This window comes from Burkholderia sp. IDO3, assembly GCF_003366075.1.
In the GTDB taxonomy this organism is placed as follows: Bacteria; Pseudomonadota; Gammaproteobacteria; order Burkholderiales; family Burkholderiaceae; genus Burkholderia; species Burkholderia anthina.
In genome coordinates, this window is sequence record NZ_CP028964.1 from 21527 (window position 1) to 39342 (window position 17816).

The window sequence follows — 17816 nt, forward strand, 5'->3', positions numbered from 1 at the left end:
ATGAGGGCGCTGCCGAGGACCGCGTGGCCGCCTTGCCGGCCAGCCGACCGATCCCCGCTGTTCACGCCGTAATGGCCTTGTAGGCCGCGGCAAAGACATCGCGAGGCGACGTCGTGCCCGCGACCTGCTCCGTACCCGCTACGCCGAGATCCATCCAGCCCGCGTTGACGGCATCGAACATTGCTTCGGCCGGTCCGGTGTGGCCCTTCGGGATGCCGATCTGTTCGAACGCTGCCGGCCATCCGGCTCGGGGGATGGCAAGGGCCTTGACGTCGCGCTGCAAGACTTCGCCCAACTGGGCGGCGACTTCATCCGCGCTGATCATCGAGCCAAGCTCGACGACGCGATGCCCGGACCACGCCGGCCCGGTCAGCCGCATCGCCACCTCAGCGCCGATATCGTCGGTCGCGACCATGGTTGATCTCCGACTCGTCGGGTTGTAGTAGACGGGTAGCGTGCCGCCCTGGCCGACATGCAAGCCGTAAAGGAAGTTTTCAAAAAAACCGCCGGCGCGCACATAGGCAATTGGCAGCGTCAGGTCGCGCAGTCCTTGCTCCAGAAGCGACAGGGCCGTGATCATTCCCAGCCCGCTGTTTCTGTTCACGCCCATCGACGACAGCACAACCACCCGCGGAGGCGCTACCCTCTTCAGCGCCTCGACATAGTTCGCGATCACGCGCTTTGCCTCCCTGAAATCAGGCGAGGGCGCCCAGACAGCCGGCAGCATGACAAATGCACCTTCGACCCCTTCGAGCGCCCTCTCTACGGCGGCCACATCATTCCAGTCGCCGTCGACCAGTTCCACACCTTGATCCGCCCAATTCGCCGCCTTCTCGCGATCGCGGACCAGCGCCCGTACCTTCTTCGCTTGCGCCAACAGATGTTGAGCCGTTGCGCCGCCTACGCGTCCCGTAATTCCCATTACCAAAAACATGTGTTTCTCCTGAAATGAGTGTCGCCCATAAACGCCGGCATTTCTGCGGCTGCGGCCAGATGCGGTGATGTTGGACTCCTCGGCTTCCTCCTGCGACGCCTCCACGCGCCAGCCCGGATGTCCGCCGGAGCCTGCTGCAGCAGGCCGGCGGGAACCGGGTTTGACATCAGTACTCCTTGAGAAGTGGTCTTCGTTTGAGGGCAGGTCTATCATAGAGACCCGCGCCTCACTTCGGAAGGAGGCAGTCTTTTGTCACCAGGTGAGTTAAAGGGAACCCGAATGAGTACCGTCCAGAATGCGATCGAGAGATTCAGCCGATATCAACGTCAATTGGGCGACGCCCAACCCGCACACTGCGCCGTTCGCGACGTGCTCGACCGAATCGGCGACAAATGGAGCACGCTCATGATCATGGAGCTCGCGACGCGATCGCAGCGCTTCAGCGAACTTCATCGAGCCATCCCGGACATTTCCAAGCGCATGCTTACCCAGACACTCCGCCATCTGGAGCGCGACGGGCTCATCACCCGCCATGTTTTCCCCACCAACCCGCCAAGCGTCGAATATCGTCTGGCCCCGCTTGGCCAATCCCTGCTGGAGCCGATGGCGGCCCTCATCGATTGGGCCGATCGTCGTTACCCCGACATCCATGCCGCGCGCCTCCGCTTTGACGGCGTATCCGGCGATGTCCCGCGCTAGATGCTCGGCCCAATACGAGGACTGTGGCGAAAACCCGAGGCGGCCGGTTGATGTCCTGCTTTGCAGAGGGAAGGACGTATCACGCGTGACGTGCTCGTCGCCTCCGCGGAAGGAGGCGCAACTTACCCATCAAAAAAGATCGCCGTGAAATGTGAATGTGCTGTTGGCCGGCTTGGGAGGCCGTAAGCCAGGCCGCATTCGGAACTGTTGAATTGTTCCGCGACCGGAATCCCGGCTGCCGACGCGCTATCGGCGTCACGTCGGCCGGGTCATGTCCGTTGTCGACGGATGTGCGGGCGCCCAACCGTTCATGACCAGCGCTCGACGAAGGTTCTATGGTGACCGATTTTCGCCGACGTAATCAGGCTGAGTCATTACAATCGCCCGAATACCCCCTTCGACAGCGTCGAATTCGAAACATGCTGACTTCCTATTTCTGGAGCGGCGACGCCATCCGCAGTCGACGCGTAAGTAACATCGTGCTATCAGGCACGGTCGACGTGCCCGTTCCCTCCGCACGCGTGCTTGCAGACTGGGAAAGAGAAACATCGTCGCGGCTCGTCCTGGAACCCGGGGACGTCGAGGCAATGCCTTTGGCGCGAACGCAAGCGCGCTGGCCGGACTATAAGCGCTGCGTGCAGGCAATGTCCGACTGGACGTGCGCCCTCGGACTGCCCACCGTGCTCGCCTCCAGTGACGTAGCCCTCATGGCCTGTCGTGGCGCGAAGTACCACCATGACGGTGCGCAATATGGCGGTGCGGCCTTCTGCAATCTCTTCCTGAGCGAGGACCGGGGGCTGGACTTGCATTTTCCCTCTACGGGCCATCGCATTCCCCTGACCCGGGGGACAGCTGTGATATTCGATACCGGCCAGCCTCACGGCGTCATTCAGCGCCGCAGCAGCGGCTTTAATGCGGCCGACTTCGCGCCGGACCAGGATTGCATCCAGATATTCCTGACTTGGGAACTTCCCATCGAAGACGCTCATGTTGGGCAAGCACTTGAGGTAGTCTTCGACATCGCCCCTTCGACCTCGCTGCACCCGGATGAGGAGCAAGTCTGGTCGAACGGCGCGCCAGCCGCTGTGTGCCCGGAATCCGGTCGCTGGTACCGGGTTGACTGATTGTTCGGGTCACGCCTTGGCGTTGCCGTGGCACGCTGGACAGACTTCTGTTCGGCACGATAGACGCAAGCAGCGAGCGCCGTCGGGCCAACGTCGACGATTTCAGCCTGTGCAATCGAACGGATGACGCGGCAGCGCCCCGGCGCAAAGTACCGGACCATCTCTCAAAGTTCAGCGAAATGATCGCTACCGGCAGGCTGGCGCTTCAGGTACGCAACAGATTCCCGACCTTCAGCGCAAGCGACAGCCGTCCAACGGCGAGGTAACCCGATGACGTCATGCCGCCCGGATGCCGAGCAGCTTCTCGCTGAGCTGCCATAGCCCTTCGGCATTCACGCGATCGACCGCGTAGGGTGCTACGCCGGTGAGCCGCATGGCATCAGACATGCCGGTTATTGTGGGCTGGGTGACCATCAATGGTGCCACGTCGACGTTTTCACAGTACACGCCGCCCCTGCCGTTGAGCTGCGGATTCGTCGCGCACCAGACCTGCGTGGCCGCGCCTTGCTCCACAGTCTTGAGCTGCCGCGCCGGATCAAGTATCGGCTTGCCTTGTCCATCGAGAACGCCTGCAGCGACCAACTGCTCGCGCGGAACGTATTTCCCAAGGCCCGTATCGACGATGGCACCCGGATGTAGTGAAAACGCGCGGATGCCGTGGCGCTTCTCGCGTTCGTCGAGCGCGACAGCAAAAAGGATGTTGGCCGTTTTCGACTGTCCATATCCTGTCCACGGGTCGTACGGGCGCTGATCGTAATGTGGGTCGTCGAGAAACACTGGCGAATAACGATGACCGAGCGACGAAACCGAGACGACGCGTGCGCCGTTCGCACGGCGCAGCGCGGGCAAGAGCCGCAGCGCAAGTTGAAAGTGGCCGAGGTGGTTCGTTGCAAACTGGGACTCGTATCCGCGCGCGTCCCGCGTCAATTCCGGCACGGCCATGATGGCGGCGCTGTCGACCAGTATGTGCAGCGCGCGCGTCGATTCGAGAAACGACGCCGCGAAGGCATCGATCGAGGACGGGTCGAGCAGGTTCATCGGGGCGACTTCCACATCGATGCCCGCCAGCGCCGCGTTAGCGCGCGTCACGTCCCGCGCGGGAACGATCACACGGGCGCCGGCACGACGCAGAACGCGCGCGGTCTCGCGCCCCAGGCCCGAGTAGCCGCCAGTTACGATTGCGACCTTGCCGGCAAGGTCAATATTGGCGATTACCTCGTCAGCAGTGGTGGCGGCTCCGAAATTCGAACCGATCGGTTTTTGTGGCGTCAGCATGGCGTCCTCTCGAGTAAGCAACGTTGGATACAGTATGAGAACAACTTCCGGTACGATGAATATTGACATCCTCCGCCGCCTGAAGGCGGCGGATTCCTGCCGCGTCTGAGACGATGATGCTTATCTCAGAGCACCTCGGCGGGTTCCTGCTTCACGGAGCGGCCTGACTGCACCGGCTCTCCACAGGCTGCAACGCGGTGTCCCCGCGCCAGTATGTTGATCGCACCGACCACATCGGCATGCTCCTCATGACCGCACGCGACGCAGCGGAATGCGGCCTGCGTCTGCCGGTTTTCCGCGCTCGCGTATTCGCAGACCGGGCACGTGCGACTCGTATTCGCCGGCGGCACGGCAATGAGCCAGCCGCCGTTCCACGCCAGCTTGTAGTCCAGCTGACGACGAAATTCGAACCAGCCCTGATCGAGGATGGCTTTGTTCAGGCCGGACTTGGCCCGAACGTTTTTGCCCGGCGCATCGGGGCTGCCAGCCACCGTCTTCGACATGTTTCGTACCTGCAAGTCCTCGATGCACACCATCGCGTGGTTTTGGCTGATCGTGGTCGTGGCTTTGTGCAGGTAGTCACGGCGGGCATTGCCGATGCCGGCATGGATTCGCTGGATGCGCGCCTTTGCCTTCTTCCAGTTGTTGCTGAACTTGACCTTTCGGCTCATCGCCCGCTGCGCACAACGCAGCCTGGCCTCATGCCGCTTGAAGCTGTTGAGCGGCGCGAGAAAGCTGCCGTCGCTCAGGGTGGCAAACCGTGCAATGCCCAGGTCGATGCCGATCGCACTGGTGGCCTGCGGCACCGGCTGCGCGACTTCACGCCCGGTCTGGATCGACACGAACCATTTGCCCGCGTTTCGCGACACGGTGGCATTACGCACTTCGCCCAACACATCCCGGCTGTTGCGATAACGAAGCCAGCCGAGCTTGGGCAGAAAGACGCGGTTGTTGACCTGATCGAGCTTGATCTGCTTCGAGTCCGGATAGCGAAAGCTGTCGCTGTGCCCCTTCTTCTTGAAGCACGGGAACGCCGCACGCTTGGCGAAGAAGTTCTTGTACGCTCGCTCCAGATCCTTGAGTGCGTGTTGGAGCGGATGCACCGGAGCATCTTTGAGCCAGGGCGTTTCCGTGCCGTTGCGCCACGCCGTCAAGTGCTTTGCCATTGCCACATACCCGATGAACTTGCCGCCCGCCTCGTGGTTCTCCTTCTGCAACGCCAGCGCCTTGTTGAAAACGAACCGGCATGCCCCAGCGAAGCGGCGCATCTTGCGCTGCTGCTCGCCATTAGGCGTCAGTTCGAACTTGAAAGCCTGGAGTCGTTGCATCGGGCCATTGTATGCGTGGCCCACAAGCGAGAGTCAAGCCATTCGACGTGGTCGCCATTGCGTCTTTCTGATCCGTGTGCATGTGGTCTTCCTGACCACAAGCACCGGCGCAATGTGCTTACCACGGAGATGCTGAACGACATGCGCAGCATCTTCGCCAGTGTCTGTCTGGACTTCGAATCCGAACGGGTGAAGTTCGACGGTGCGGACGGCCATGTACACCTGCTGGTGCACTACCCGCCCAAGGATTCCGTGCCGTCGCTGGTGAACAGCTTCAACGGCGTCTCAAGTCGCATGAACCGGCAGAATGCGCCCGCATTCGGAAAAAGTCGTGGGGCGGGGCGCTGTGGTCTCCGTCTTGCTTTGCGGGAAATTGTGGCGGAGCGCCTATCGAAATCGTCCGCCAATACATCGAACAGCAAAAAACCGCATTAGCAGCCGCAAAGGACGCCTACGGCGTCCGCGCTATCCTTCCTCGTCCTGAAGAATGAGGTTTGACGCGCCTTCAGATCAAAAATACGGAATACTGTCGCATGAGTTCAGAAATCGAAGGCGATCCCCTATCAGACATTCTCCGGCTGCTTGACGCGCAACCGGTTGTGGCGGGCGGCTTCTCCGCTGGCGGCACGTGGGCGATCCGCTTTCCGCAACCGAACAAGATCAAGTTCTTTGCGCTGGTGAAGGGCCGTTGCTGGCTTAGCTTCGGGCCCCGGACTGAGCCGGTCGATGTCGGCGAAGGCGATGTGTTTTTATTGAATGGCGAACGCTCATTCATCCTCGCAAGCGACCGGGACGCCGAACCTGTCGAGACGACGAGCCTGTTTTCCGGCAGCGAGAGGCGGACAGTGCAGATCGGCGACGGCTGCGGCTGCACGCAGATCGGCGGCCACGTGAAACTCGCTCCATCCAACGATGCGCTGCTCACCGACGTTCTGCCACCGCTCATTCATATCCGCGCAGACTGTGAACAGGCGGGTGTTCTCCAGTGGTTGCTCGCACGGCTGGTGAAGGAATTCGAGACTGAGAGGCCCGGAGCCAGTCTGGCCTCGGCATACCTCGTGCAGTTGATGTTTGTCGAGATGCTACGCGTCCAACTCGACACAGGAGCGGACATCCCCAGCGGATGGTTGCGTGCCATCGGCGACCCGCGGCTTGGCCCCGCGTTGCGGCTGATGCACGGCGATCCGGCCAAGGCCTGGCGGCTCGACGAGCTTGCAGCGGCGGCGGCGATGTCGCGCACGGCGTTTGCCACCCGTTTCAAGTCGCTCGCGGGCATGGCACCGCTTACGTGGCTGACACACTGGCGCATGCGTATGGCAAGGCACGCACTGATTCAGGAGGCAACGCCGATCGCCGTCCTTGCAGCCAGGTTCGGATATGCGTCGGAAAGCGCGTTCAGCAGCGCGTTTAAGCGCGTGTCGGGCGTGGCGCCGAGAGACTATCGGCGTACGGGCGTCGGATCTTGATGCGGAACCGGCCGTTTGAACGTCCCGACAGCGATCATGGCGAACGGCGCTTGTTGGCCGGCCACCGCCGTCCCCGCCGGCAATCAGCCAACCGATCGCTTCGCTCCGGCATGTTCGAGCCGCCGGAGAACCCAGCGCTGCCAAGGCCACTTTTCCCGATCAAATGTGCACGCACACTTGCGACACCCCGGCATACGTCACGCCAATGACGCATCAGCCCCGGCGATGTCACCTGCACGCCGGCCTCGACCGCCCCACCCGCCTACCGCCGAGCCGCGAGAAAATTCCTCGCGGTACGCGTCAAACGCGACCACGGCCCCGCCCGTCGGCCGGCGCCCTGCTCGGCGAACCCGCCGAGCGCCGCCCTCATCATCGCCAGTTCGCTCGCGAGCGCGGTATCGCACCCGAAGCTGCCCGCCGCCGCGAGATCGACGATGCGGATCGCCTGGTCCACGCACATTTGCGCATAAGCGGCAGTGGCATCCGCATCGGCGCGCGCGCTCAACGTCGCATCGGCCAGCTTGCTCGCCCACAGCGCGAGCGCCTCGACCGGCGCGCTGCCGTCGCGCACGAGCGCGTTGCCGACTTCCATCGCGGCGAGGTGTGCGTCCTCGTTATCCGCGAACGATAGCGTCCGGCCGCGCACCGCGTGGTTGCGGTGCGCGGCACGCATCGGCGGCGTCAATCCGGTCAGGTTCGCGATCCACGCCTCCGCGGCCCCCAGATACGCGTGCGAGCGCGCCGCCAGATCGCAATCGAACACGGCGTCCGCATGGGTCGGCGCATGTCGCATCGCGAGCAGCCAGTAACCGAGGAAGGCGCGATACGCGGCGGCCGGGCCGACGTAGCCCGCATGCGCCTTGAAGAATTCGACACAGCGATCGGCCATGCGATCGCCGATGCCCGGAATATCCTCCGGCAGCTCGATGCGCAGCCCGACGATCACGCGCTCGACCGCCGGCACGTTGCGGCTGCACGCGAGCGCAAGAAACGGCAGCGCGATCCAGTGCGCGTCGTGGTGGGCGACGAGCCGGTCGCAATACGACTGCCATTGCGCAAGCGGATTGCGCGCGACGACGATGTGCAGCACATCGGGGAAGGTGCGGCGCATCCACGCCAGACGGCCGGGCGATTCGCCGAAGCGGAACACGGGAATGCAATCCCGCTCGAACGCCTGCGACATCAGCGTACGTAGAAAATATTCGATGTCGCTCGCGTATTCGGGCGTCGCCTCTTCGAACTGGTTGGCCGAAAAGGCCGTTTCGATCCGCGACATGCCGAGCGCATCGCGCCTCAGCGAATCGGACACGCTCACGGTCGGTCTTGCGCCGGAGGCCCGCATCGCCGCCGCCGCGCCGTCCGATCCGGTGCTCGCGTATTGCTCGTAGTCGACCGACGCGACCATCGCGCGCAGCGGCTCGTCGTAGGCGATCACGCCGTCGAGATCGCGCAGGCACGACCACATCCAGCCATCGGTCGCACCATATCCGGAATGCAGAAACACCGCTTGCGTCGAGTTCATGAATACCGTCGTCGGATCGTTGCGTGGGGGTTTCCATCACGTCGATCCAGTGTAGGTGCCGCTGCGTTTACCCGCGTTACGGGTTTCATTACCGGGATTTACCGTCGACGCCAACGCGGACGGAACACTCGCTGCTTCGGTTCGGGCCTGGCCGCCGACGCGGAGAAACTTACGTTTTTCTTCCGCCTCCCATATTGGTTGTGAATGCAACCATATTGCCGACGGAGCGCCGTCTGCTGGTGATACCCCGTCGCCTCGATACCGCTCGCGCCGCATATTTCAATGCAACGGTTCGAAATATTTCGTTAACTCGACTGACCCAACACCGCTTTTCGACACGAAAAACCCGCAAACAAAGGTACCTTTCGCACGACGAAGCGGAATCGATTACCGATCGAGCACATCACCCGCTGTCACGGTCGCCAAGTCTCTCAATAATGAGCGCCTACTCTTGCGCGTGATCCCGTTCATTCCGCTTACAACGCGAGCGACGCGCTTGCGCTGAATATGACGAAACAATCCTGAAATTTATTTGACGATTGTGTGACCTATTCTTTCGTCACCGCGCACCCCGGCCCCGCCGGACGCGGCAGTTCCCCGATAGTGAAAGCGAAAGTGAAAGGCCCGATCATGGATTACACGATGCAGATGGAAGTCTCCAGCGAATCCGGAGTTCCAGTGATCAGGTTCACGATCGACGGCCATACGTGCGCGCTTGGCGTTCGCGATATCGACGAGCTGATCATGCAGCTCGCAGCCGCACGCGCCGCGATGCAGCCGACGCATCCGCCCGAGCCGCCGGATGGACACTATCCGTTGCAGGTCGACCCGTGCTGGCGCGTGGACCGGCTTGCCGACTACAACGGCGCGGTGCTGTCGATGCGCCACATCGGGATGGGCTGGATCGCGTTCGCGCTGCCGTCCTGCAATCTGATGAACCTCGTCGAAGCGCTCGCTTGCGAGCCGGAAGCGAGCGCGCCCATGAATCACGCGATGCTCAACTGATGCGCTGACGGCATTGATCGTCATCATGACGACGATCATCGGCAAGCCATTTATTTCGTCATGCGAATCATATTGACGACTCCCGCGATGCCTCGCCGGATCGCGGCCTTCCGCTTCTTTCTTCCAGGACACGCCCATCATGCGAATCCCTTCCCCGACCATCACGCTCGCCCGGCGCACGGCTGCCTATGCTCCGTCGGATCTCGGCGCATGCGCATGGCGCCTGCTGCCGGTCGAGACGCGGCAAGCCGAAGCCGAGCCTGCCGGCATGCATGCGTTCGACGCGAACCCGATATTCCGCTGCCGGCTGGCCGGCCGTTATGCAGCGGGGCTGCCGCTGAACGCAGCCTGCGGCAACGCGTACGCGACGGTGCGCCTGCTCGCCGAATCGCATGTCGACACGGTGTCGCGACTGCGCATACGCCATGCGCAATACGACGACGGGGCCCGCCCGCAGTGAAGACGCGTTCGATGACGTTCCGCTGGCTTGCCCGGCTCTGCTGGCTCACGCCGGTCGCACTCCCCGTTCACGCGCAGCCGGCGCCGGCCGCGCAAGCGACGTCCGGCGCGCCGGCATCGACCGGTTTCGCGATCCGCGACATCCGCGTGGAAGGCCTGACGCGCATCGAGCCGGGCACGGTGTTCTCGTATCTGCCGTTCAGGATCGGCGACACCTTCACCGACGACAAGGCATCCGCCGCGATCCGCGCGCTCTATGCGACCGGGTTCTTCAACGACGTGCGGATCGGCACCGAAGGCGACGTCGTGATCGTCAACGTCGCCGAGCGTTCGGTGATCGGCACGATCGATTTCTCGGGCCTGCACGCGTTCGACAAGGACGCGATCGAGAAGGCGATGAAGTCGGTCGGCCTGGTGTCCGGGCGTGCCTACGATCCGTCGCTCGTCAGCAAGGCCGAACAGGAATTGAAGCGCCAGTACCTGACGCGCGGCTATTACGCGGCCGAAGTGACGACCACCGTGAGCCCGATCGACCGCAACCGCGTCGGGCTATTGTTCTCCGTCATCGAAGGGCCGAGCGCGAAGATCCGGCAAGTCGCCTTCATCGGCAACCACGTGTTCAGCGACAGCACGCTGCGCGACGAGATGCAGCTTTCCACGCCGAACTGGTTCTCGTGGTACACGAAGGACGACCTGTATTCGAAGGACAAGCTCGCGACCGATCTCGATGCCGTGCGCGCGTACTACCTCGATCGCGGCTATCTGGAATTCAACATCGATTCGACCCAGGTGGCGCTGTCGCCGGACCGCAAGGACATGGATCTGACGATCGTGCTGCACGAGGGCGCGCCGTACACGATCTCGGGCGTCCGGCTCGCCGGCGACCTGCTCGGGCGCGACGCCGAACTGACCCGCATCGTCGCGATCCACGCCGGCGAGCGGTTTTCCGCGGCGAAACTCAAGGACACGACGCAGGCGCTGATCGACAAGCTCGGCGAATACGGCTACGCGTTCGCGACCGTCAACGCCGTCCCGCGGATCGACGCGAAGCATCACACGGTCGACCTGACGCTGCAGGTCACGCCGGGCCGCCGCGTGTACGTGCGGCATATCACCCTCTCCGGCAACACGCGCACACGCGACGAGGTGATCCGCCGCGAAATGCGGCAGATGGAGGACGCGTGGTTCGACTCGTCGCGGCTCAAGCTGTCGAAGGATCGCATCAACCGCCTTGGTTATTTCACCGACGTCGACGTGACGACCGTGCCGGTCGAAGGCACCCAGGATCAGGTCGACGTGGACGTGAAAGTCACCGAGAAACCGACCGGCACGATCTCGCTCGGCGTCGGCTACGGTTCCGGCGAAGGCCCGATCATCTCGGCCGGCGTGTCGCAGGACAACGTGTTCGGCAGCGGCCAGTCGATCGCCGTCAACGCGAACACGGCCACGACGATGCGCACGCTGAGCGTGTCGCAAACGGATCCGTACTTCACGATCGACGGCGTCAAGCGCATCACCGACGTGTACTACCGAACGACGCAGCCGCTCTACTACTCGAGCACGAACGACACCAGCTTCCGGATCGTGTCGTACGGCGTGGACACGAAGTTCGGCATCCCGTTCTCCGAAAGCGACATGGTGTATTTCGGGCTGGGGCTCGAACAGGATCGCCTCGACGTCGATTCGACGACGCCGCGGAGCTACCTCGACTACGTGAACACGTTCGGCCGCGTGTCGAATGTCGCGCCGTTCACGATCGGCTGGTCGCGCGACATGCGCGACAGCGCGCTGATTCCGTCGCGCGGCTACTACATGCAGGCGAATGCGGAATACGGCACGCCGATCGGCACCGTGTCGTATTACAAGACCGACGTGCAGGCGCAGTACTACCACTCGTTCATGCGCGGCCTCGTGCTCGGCATGAACTTCCAGGCCGGCTACGGCAACGGTCTCGGCGGCCAGCCGTACCCGATCTTCAAGAACGACTTCGCGGGCGGCATCGGCTCGGTGCGCGGCTACGCGCCGAGCTCGCTCGGCCCGCGCGACGCGACGACAGGCGACCCGATCGGCGGCTCGAAGATGGTGGTCGGCAACGTCGAGATGACCGTCCCGCTGCCCGGCACCGGCTACGACCGCACGCTGCGCGTGTTCACGTTCGTCGACGGCGGCAACGTGTGGGGCACCGAAGGCAACAGCGTCGGCGCGAACGGCCTGCGCTACAGCTATGGCCTCGGGCTCGAATGGATCTCGCCGATCGGCCCACTGAAGATCGACTATGCGCTGCCGATCGTGCGCCACGCCGGCGATCAATACCAGAAGTTCCAGTTCCAGATTGGCACGTCGTTCTGATTCCCCTGCCGGCCCGCTCGACACCGCGCGCGGGGTGACGTCACGGCGCGCGCACGCGCGCCCGGCTGCCGCGGTCGACGGCATCGCGATACCAGGCGTTGCACGGTTGCGCGCGTGGGCGGTCGCCGTGCTCGTCGACGTCGCGCTGTCGGTCGCGCTCGGCGCGCCGCGCAACGCCGATGCGCAATTGCTGAACGCGGCCGCCGATCCTTACCGGATCGGCGATGCGTGGGGCCTGCGCATCGCGTCGCAGCTCGTCGAGCATCCGCTCGCGCCCGGGCAGGCCGCGACGACGTTCGGCATCGGCGCGACGGCCGCCGGCACCGTCGACGAGGACTTGTCGCTGCACGGCAACGCCGAGCTGCGCCGCGGCCCGTCGGTCGTGAAAGCCGATGCGATCCACTACGACGAGGATACCGACACCGCCGACGCGTACGGCCACGTGCTGATCGTGCACGACGGCAACGCCTTCTCCGGCCCCGACGCGCATCTGCGGATCGACAGCGTCGAAGGCACGATGACGTCGCCGCACTACCGCTTCAACCTCGCCGGCGGCACGGGCTCGGGTTCGCGCATCGACCTGGTCGACGACGCGCGCGAAGTGGTCTACGACGGCACGTATACGACCTGCCACTGCACGGCCTCGCCCGCGTGGTATCTGCATGCATCGCGACTCGATCTCGACAACGATGCCGGCGAAGGCGTCGCGCACGACGGCGTGCTGGTGTTCGCCGGCCTGCCGCTGTTCGCGTCGCCGTGGATGTCGTTTCCGCTGAACGGCGAGCGGCACACCGGGATCCTGCCGCCCACGTTCGCGGTCAGCTCGACGAGCGGCTACGACATCGCCGTGCCGGTCTACTTCAATCTCGCGCCGAACTACGACCTGACGGTCACGCCGCGGCTGATGACCAAGCGCGGCGCGATGCTGACGACCGACTTCCGCTATCTGAGCCCGACCTATTCCGGCTCGTTCTCCGCCAGCGTGCTGCCGGACGATGCGACGACGCACACCAACCGGTATTCGATCGCGTTCCAGCATCGCGAGAACCTCGGCAACGGCTTCGCCGCGTATGCGAACTACAACCGCGTGTCCGACGCGTCGGTGCCGTCGGACTTCTCGAGCGCGAATTCGCTGGTGGTCGGCTCGCAGACGCTGTTCCAGCAGGAAGCGGGCGTCACGTGGAACCACGGCCCGTGGTCGGTGCTCGCGCGCGTGCAGAACTGGCAGTCGTTCACGACCGCGCCGCCGTACAACCGCGCACCGGAACTCGACGCGAAATACACGCGCTACAACGTCGGCGGATTCGATTTCGGCGTCGATGCGAACGCCACGCGCTTCACGATCCCGACCGCCGATTCGACCGAAGGCAACCGGATGACGTTCGATGCGCACGTGGCCTACCCGATCGTCGCGCCCGGCTGGTACGTCACGCCGATGCTGCAGTGGCACGCGGCGTCGTACGACCTGACGTCGATCGGCAGCGACGCACCCGCCGGGCAACCGAAGAATTTCACGGTCGACGTGCCGACCGCGAGCCTCGACATGGGCGCCACGTTCGAGCGCGCGGTCCGGCTGTTCGGCATCGACATGATCCAGACGCTCGAACCGCGGCTGTACTACGTCGATACGCCGTACCGCAACCAGACGTTCGCGCCCGCGTTCGACACCGCGCCGATCGACTTCGGCCTCGCGGAGATCTTCACCAGCAACCGCTTCGTCGGCGGCGATCGCGTGAGCGACATGAACCGGCTGACGGCCGGCGTCACCACGCGCTTCATCGACGCGGGCAGCGGCACCGAGCTCGCGCGTTTCGTCCTCGCGCAGGAATACTACTTCCGCGCGTCGCAGGTCACGATGCCGGACGACACGCCGCCGAGCGTCGGCCCGTCCGACGTGGTCGCGGGCGCCGCGCTCCATCTCGGCCCCACCCTCGAGCTGCAGCAGGCGGTCGAATACAACCAGTCGAGCAACGAACTCACGCAGGCGACGGCCGGTGTCGACTGGAAGCCGGCCAACGGCAAGGTGATCAATCTCGCCTACCTGTATGCACGCGCGAACGCGACGCTCGACGACGAGCCCGAAAACCAGGTGCTGCTGTCCGCGCAATGGCCGCTGACGCATGCGTTGTCGGGCGTCGGGTCGGTCGACTACGATCTGGCCGCGCACCGGCTCGTCGGCGGGCTGCTCGGGTTTCAGTATGCGGCCGACTGCTGGGCCGTCAGCGTCGCGCTGCAGAAATACACCAACTACAACGGGACGACGCAGCCGACCACCGGTACGCGTGTGCTGGTGCAGTTGCAGCTCGACGGGCTGAGCCGCATCGACAACGGACTGCTGCAGCAATTCCGCGCGAACGTGCCCGGCTATGCGACACCGACGCTGCCGGCGCCGACATCGCGGTTCACCGACTATCCGTAAGCGCGACTCGGCGACGATGCTGCTGCGCGTCCCGCATCGACGCGTCACGCAGGCGCACAGGCAGATCGTCGAAGCGGCATTCGTCGCGTTGCCGGAGAACGCGGCATGAAAATGACGCGCCGCGCGCCGGAATCCGCGATTCTCAGCGCATCATCGAATTGGCGACACTCCGAAAAACCAGCGGATGCTCGTCCTGCCGCCCCGCCCGTCGCGCGAATTGCACCGCCTGTTCGACGCGACCGTGATGCGCGGACTTCGCGCACACGGGGTCGGCCTCCGCCGGGTCGCCCGCCAGCATGTATGCCTGGCACCGGCACCCGCCGTGATCCGCATGCCGCTCGTCGCACGTGCGACACGGTTCGCGCATCCATGCGTCGCCGCGAAACGCGTTGAACGCATCGCTCTCGTACCAGATCTCCTTCAACGACCGGTCGCGCACGTTCGGCAACGAGAGACCGGGCAGCGCGCGCGCGGCGTGGCACGGCAGCGCGGTGCCGTCCGGCGCGACGCCGAGAAAGACCGAGCCCCAGCCGTTCATGCACGCCTTCGGACGCTGCTCGAAATAGTCGGGCACGACGAACAGGATCTTGCAGCGCTCGCCGACGAGTTTGCGGTAGCGGTTGACCGTTTCTTCGGCTTCGCGAAGTTGCTCGATGGTCGGCATCAACTGGTCGCGGTTGAGCATCGCCCATCCGTAGTACTGCGTATTGGCGAGCTCGAGAAAATCCGCGCCGAGGTCGAGCGCCATCTCGATGATCTGGCCGACGTGCGGCAGGTTGTAGCGATGCAGCACGCAGTTCAGCACCATCGGGTAGCCATGCGACTTGATCAGCCGCGCGACGCCGCGCTTGAGCTCGAACGTGCGCGTGCTCGTCAGGAAATCGTTCAGCTCGCGCGTCGAATCCTGCAGCGACAACTGGATATGGTCGAGTCCGGCCGTCCTGAGCCGGTCGATGCGCTCGACGTTCAGGCCGATGCCCGACGTGATCAGGTTGGTATAGAAACCCAGCGACCGCGCGTGCTGGACCAGCACTTCGAGGTCGTCGCGCTGCAACGGCTCGCCGCCGGAAAAACCGATCTGCGCGGCGCCGAGCGCGCGCGCGTCGCTGATCACCGTGCGCCACGCGTCGGTATCGAGCTCGGCGCCGTGCGTCGCGAAATCGACCGGGTTGTAGCAGAACGCGCAGTGCAGCGGACAGCGGTACGTGAGCTCCGCGAGCAGCCACAGCGGCGCGGACGGCTGGTTCGGATCGGATGTCGTCTGCATGTCAGTCGAGCCAGCCGCGCAGCCGCGCATGATCGAGGAAGCGATAGACGTCCGACGCGAGGTCGGACGTGCTGAACAGCCGCTCGAGCTCGTCGATGATGTCGTCGAGCTCGCGCGTGCCGTCGCATCGCGCGAGGATCTCGCCCGCGCTCGGGTTGAGCTTGACCATGCCTTCCGGATACAGGAGGACGTACGCATCCTGCGCGGACTCCCATTGCAGGCGGTACATGCCCCTCAGCGAGGGGCGCAGCGGCACGCCGCTGACGGCGTCGTTGGAGTTCATACGGGATACGCCTTTTCAATCGCATCGAGAATCGACCACAGCACATCCAGCTTGAACGACAGGATGTCGAGCGCGCGCCGTTGCGCGTCCGGTGTCGTGAAATGGCTCAACGTCACCGCCAGCCCGTGCTCGACGTCGCGCTGCGCGAGCGGCACGCGGCTGCGGAAATACTGCAGCCCGTCCGCTTCGATCCACGGATAGTGGGACGGCCAGCCCGCGAGCCGGTCGAGATGAATCTGCGGCGCGAACATCTCGGTCAGCGACGAGCACACGGCTTCCTGCCACGGCGCGCGCCGCGCGAAATTGACGTACGCGTCGACGGCGAACCGCACGCCGGGCAGCACGTGCGCGAGCGACCACAGTTCGGCGCGATCGATGCCGACCGCCTCGCCGAGCCGCGCCCACGCCTCGATCCCGCCGGCCTGGTCGCCATGGCCGTCGTGGTCGAGAATGCGCTCGACCCACAGCCGGCGCGTGTCGCGGTCCGGGCAATTGGACAGGATCGCCGCGTCCTTCAGCGGAATGCTGACCTGGTAGTAGAAGCGGTTCGCGACCCAGCCGCGGATCTGCGCCGGCGAGCACGCGCCGGCATTCAGGCGCCGGTTGAACGGATGATGAATGTGATAGCGCGCTTCGAGCGCGCGCAGCTGCGCCTCGAACTCCTGCGCACTCCAGGGCGTCGCGTGCAACGCGGCGGAGGAAATCGGTGCGTTCATGTGGTCAAACCTCGAATTGCATGCCGTCGTGGGCGACTTCGATACCCTGCTCGCGCAACTGTGCACTTTGCGCGGAACCGGGGTCGAGAATCGGATTGGTGTTGTTGATATGCGTCAGGACCTTGCGCGTGCCGGCCGGCAACAGCCGAAGCCGCTCGATCATCCCGGGCCGCGCCGCGTCGCCGCATTGCGCGAGATGCCCCATGTCGGCCGCGTGCTTCGACGACAGGCCGAGGTCGATCATCTCGGTGCCGGTCCAGAACGTGCCGTCGACCAGCACGAGATCGGCGTCGCGCATCGCGGCACGCACGCCGTCGTCCATATCGGCGAGCCCGGGCGCGTAGAACGCCTGCCGGCCGCTCGTCGTGTCCTCGATCAGCAACGCGATGTTGTCGCCGGGCACGCTCGCCGCACGACGCGGCGAATAAGGCGGCGGCTTGCTGTCGACCGGCACGGCGGTGAAACGGATGCCGTCGGCGCCCGCAATTGAGAAAGGTTCGCCAGGCACGATCGTGTGGACGTCCACCCCGCAGTAGTGGCCGAGCAACGGCACGAGCGGCAGCCCCGTCGACAGGTCGTCGAGCACCGGCGCGCTCGCGTAGAGCGGCAGCGCCGACGTGCGCTCGCGCAGCATCAGCAAGCCCGTCACGTGATCGATCTGCGCGTCGCACAGCACGACGGCCGCGATCGCGCTGTCGCGAATCGCGCGGGCCGGCTGCAGATCGGGGTCGGCGCGCACCTGCGCGAGGATGTCCGGCGATGCATTCACCAGCACCCAGCCGACGCCGTCGCCGCTGACCGCGATCGACGATTGCGTGCGCGGCACGATGCCGTCGTGGCCGGCCCGTGCGCGGCGGCAGTTGCCGCAGTTGCAGTTCCATTGCGGCAACCCGCCGCCGGCGCCCGAGCCGAGTATCTTGATCTTCATCTGCGTATGCTCCCGATGCCGCCCGCATCGTGTCCGTCGATG

The 17816-nt window shown here is 64.6% G+C and carries 15 protein-coding genes and 1 pseudogene; 8 read left to right on the forward strand and 8 right to left on the reverse strand.

Annotated features, from left to right (window positions below):
* Positions 1-61: 61 nt before the first annotated feature.
* Entirely contained in the window at positions 62-1147 is a 1086-nt protein-coding gene (locus DCN14_RS31750; protein WP_240327473.1) for an NmrA family NAD(P)-binding protein, read from the reverse strand.
* 66 nt (positions 1148-1213) lie between these two features.
* Between DCN14_RS31750 and DCN14_RS31755 the strand changes: the two genes are divergently transcribed.
* Both DCN14_RS31755 and DCN14_RS31760 read left to right on the forward strand, forming a co-directional pair.
* The gene (locus DCN14_RS31755; protein WP_096508925.1) at positions 1214-1633 is read left to right on the forward strand and encodes a helix-turn-helix domain-containing protein; all 420 of its coding nucleotides are present in this window, start codon (positions 1214-1216) and stop codon (positions 1631-1633) included.
* Between the two features lie 419 nt (positions 1634-2052).
* Positions 2053-2757: a hypothetical protein gene (locus DCN14_RS31760; RefSeq protein WP_096508924.1), complete on the forward strand. Its 705-nt coding sequence runs from the start codon at positions 2053-2055 to the stop codon at positions 2755-2757.
* Between the two features lie 276 nt (positions 2758-3033).
* Here the strand turns inward: DCN14_RS31760 and DCN14_RS31765 are convergent, their stop codons facing one another.
* Positions 3034-4032 (reverse strand): SDR family NAD(P)-dependent oxidoreductase, encoded by a 999-nt coding sequence (locus DCN14_RS31765; RefSeq protein WP_096508939.1) that lies wholly within the window; start codon positions 4030-4032, stop codon positions 3034-3036.
* Between the two features lie 125 nt (positions 4033-4157).
* Positions 4158-5360, reverse strand: a complete 1203-nt coding sequence (locus DCN14_RS31770; RefSeq protein WP_096509063.1) for an RNA-guided endonuclease TnpB family protein — start codon at positions 5358-5360, stop codon at positions 4158-4160.
* Positions 5361-5400: 40 nt separating this feature from the next.
* Here DCN14_RS31770 and tnpA point away from each other — a divergent pair.
* Both tnpA and DCN14_RS31780 read left to right on the forward strand, forming a co-directional pair.
* A pseudogene (tnpA, locus tag DCN14_RS31775) lies at positions 5401-5851 on the forward strand (IS200/IS605 family transposase).
* A gap of 42 nt (positions 5852-5893) precedes the next feature.
* Positions 5894-6826 carry an AraC family transcriptional regulator gene (locus tag DCN14_RS31780; protein ID WP_096508942.1) on the forward strand — a complete coding sequence of 311 codons (933 nt, stop codon included), beginning with the start codon at positions 5894-5896 and terminating at the stop codon, positions 6824-6826.
* Between the two features lie 262 nt (positions 6827-7088).
* Here the strand turns inward: DCN14_RS31780 and DCN14_RS31785 are convergent, their stop codons facing one another.
* A complete protein-coding gene (locus DCN14_RS31785) occupies positions 7089-8348 on the reverse strand; it encodes a hypothetical protein (RefSeq protein ID WP_096508943.1) in 1260 nt (419 codons plus the stop codon).
* Positions 8349-9026: 678 nt separating this feature from the next.
* On the opposite strand from DCN14_RS31785, the gene DCN14_RS31790 reads away from it, so the two are divergent.
* The 4 genes from DCN14_RS31790 (at position 9027) to DCN14_RS31805 (ending at position 14580) form a co-directional block, all read left to right on the forward strand.
* Positions 9027-9353, forward strand: coding sequence for a hypothetical protein (locus tag DCN14_RS31790; protein WP_096508944.1), 327 nt, complete (start codon positions 9027-9029; stop codon positions 9351-9353).
* Between the two features lie 139 nt (positions 9354-9492).
* Entirely contained in the window at positions 9493-9813 is a 321-nt protein-coding gene (locus DCN14_RS31795) for a hypothetical protein (RefSeq protein WP_096508945.1), read from the forward strand.
* An 11-nt stretch (positions 9814-9824) separates the two neighbouring features.
* On the forward strand, positions 9825-12161 hold the full coding sequence (gene bamA / locus DCN14_RS31800) for an outer membrane protein assembly factor BamA (RefSeq protein WP_096508954.1): 2337 nt from the start codon (positions 9825-9827) through the stop codon (positions 12159-12161).
* Positions 12145-14580 carry an LPS-assembly protein LptD gene (locus tag DCN14_RS31805; protein WP_240327475.1) on the forward strand — a complete coding sequence of 812 codons (2436 nt, stop codon included), beginning with the start codon at positions 12145-12147 and terminating at the stop codon, positions 14578-14580. The genes bamA and DCN14_RS31805 overlap by 17 nt, the downstream gene beginning before the upstream one ends.
* Before the next feature lie 142 nt (positions 14581-14722).
* Here the strand turns inward: DCN14_RS31805 and pqqE are convergent, their stop codons facing one another.
* Genes pqqE through pqqB form a run of 4 tightly spaced genes read right to left on the reverse strand, consistent with a single transcriptional unit; the run spans position 14723 to position 17774 of the window.
* Entirely contained in the window at positions 14723-15847 is a 1125-nt protein-coding gene (gene pqqE / locus DCN14_RS31810) for a pyrroloquinoline quinone biosynthesis protein PqqE (protein ID WP_096508947.1), read from the reverse strand.
* A 1-nt stretch (position 15848) separates the two neighbouring features.
* Positions 15849-16130: a pyrroloquinoline quinone biosynthesis peptide chaperone PqqD gene (gene pqqD, locus DCN14_RS31815; protein ID WP_096508948.1), complete on the reverse strand. Its 282-nt coding sequence runs from the start codon at positions 16128-16130 to the stop codon at positions 15849-15851.
* A complete protein-coding gene (gene pqqC, locus DCN14_RS31820) occupies positions 16127-16846 on the reverse strand; it encodes a pyrroloquinoline-quinone synthase PqqC (RefSeq protein WP_096508949.1) in 720 nt (239 codons plus the stop codon). The genes pqqD and pqqC overlap by 4 nt, the downstream gene beginning before the upstream one ends.
* A gap of 4 nt (positions 16847-16850) precedes the next feature.
* Positions 16851-17774, reverse strand: coding sequence for a pyrroloquinoline quinone biosynthesis protein PqqB (gene pqqB, locus DCN14_RS31825; protein WP_096508950.1), 924 nt, complete (start codon positions 17772-17774; stop codon positions 16851-16853).
* Between the last annotated feature and the right edge of the window lie 42 nt (positions 17775-17816).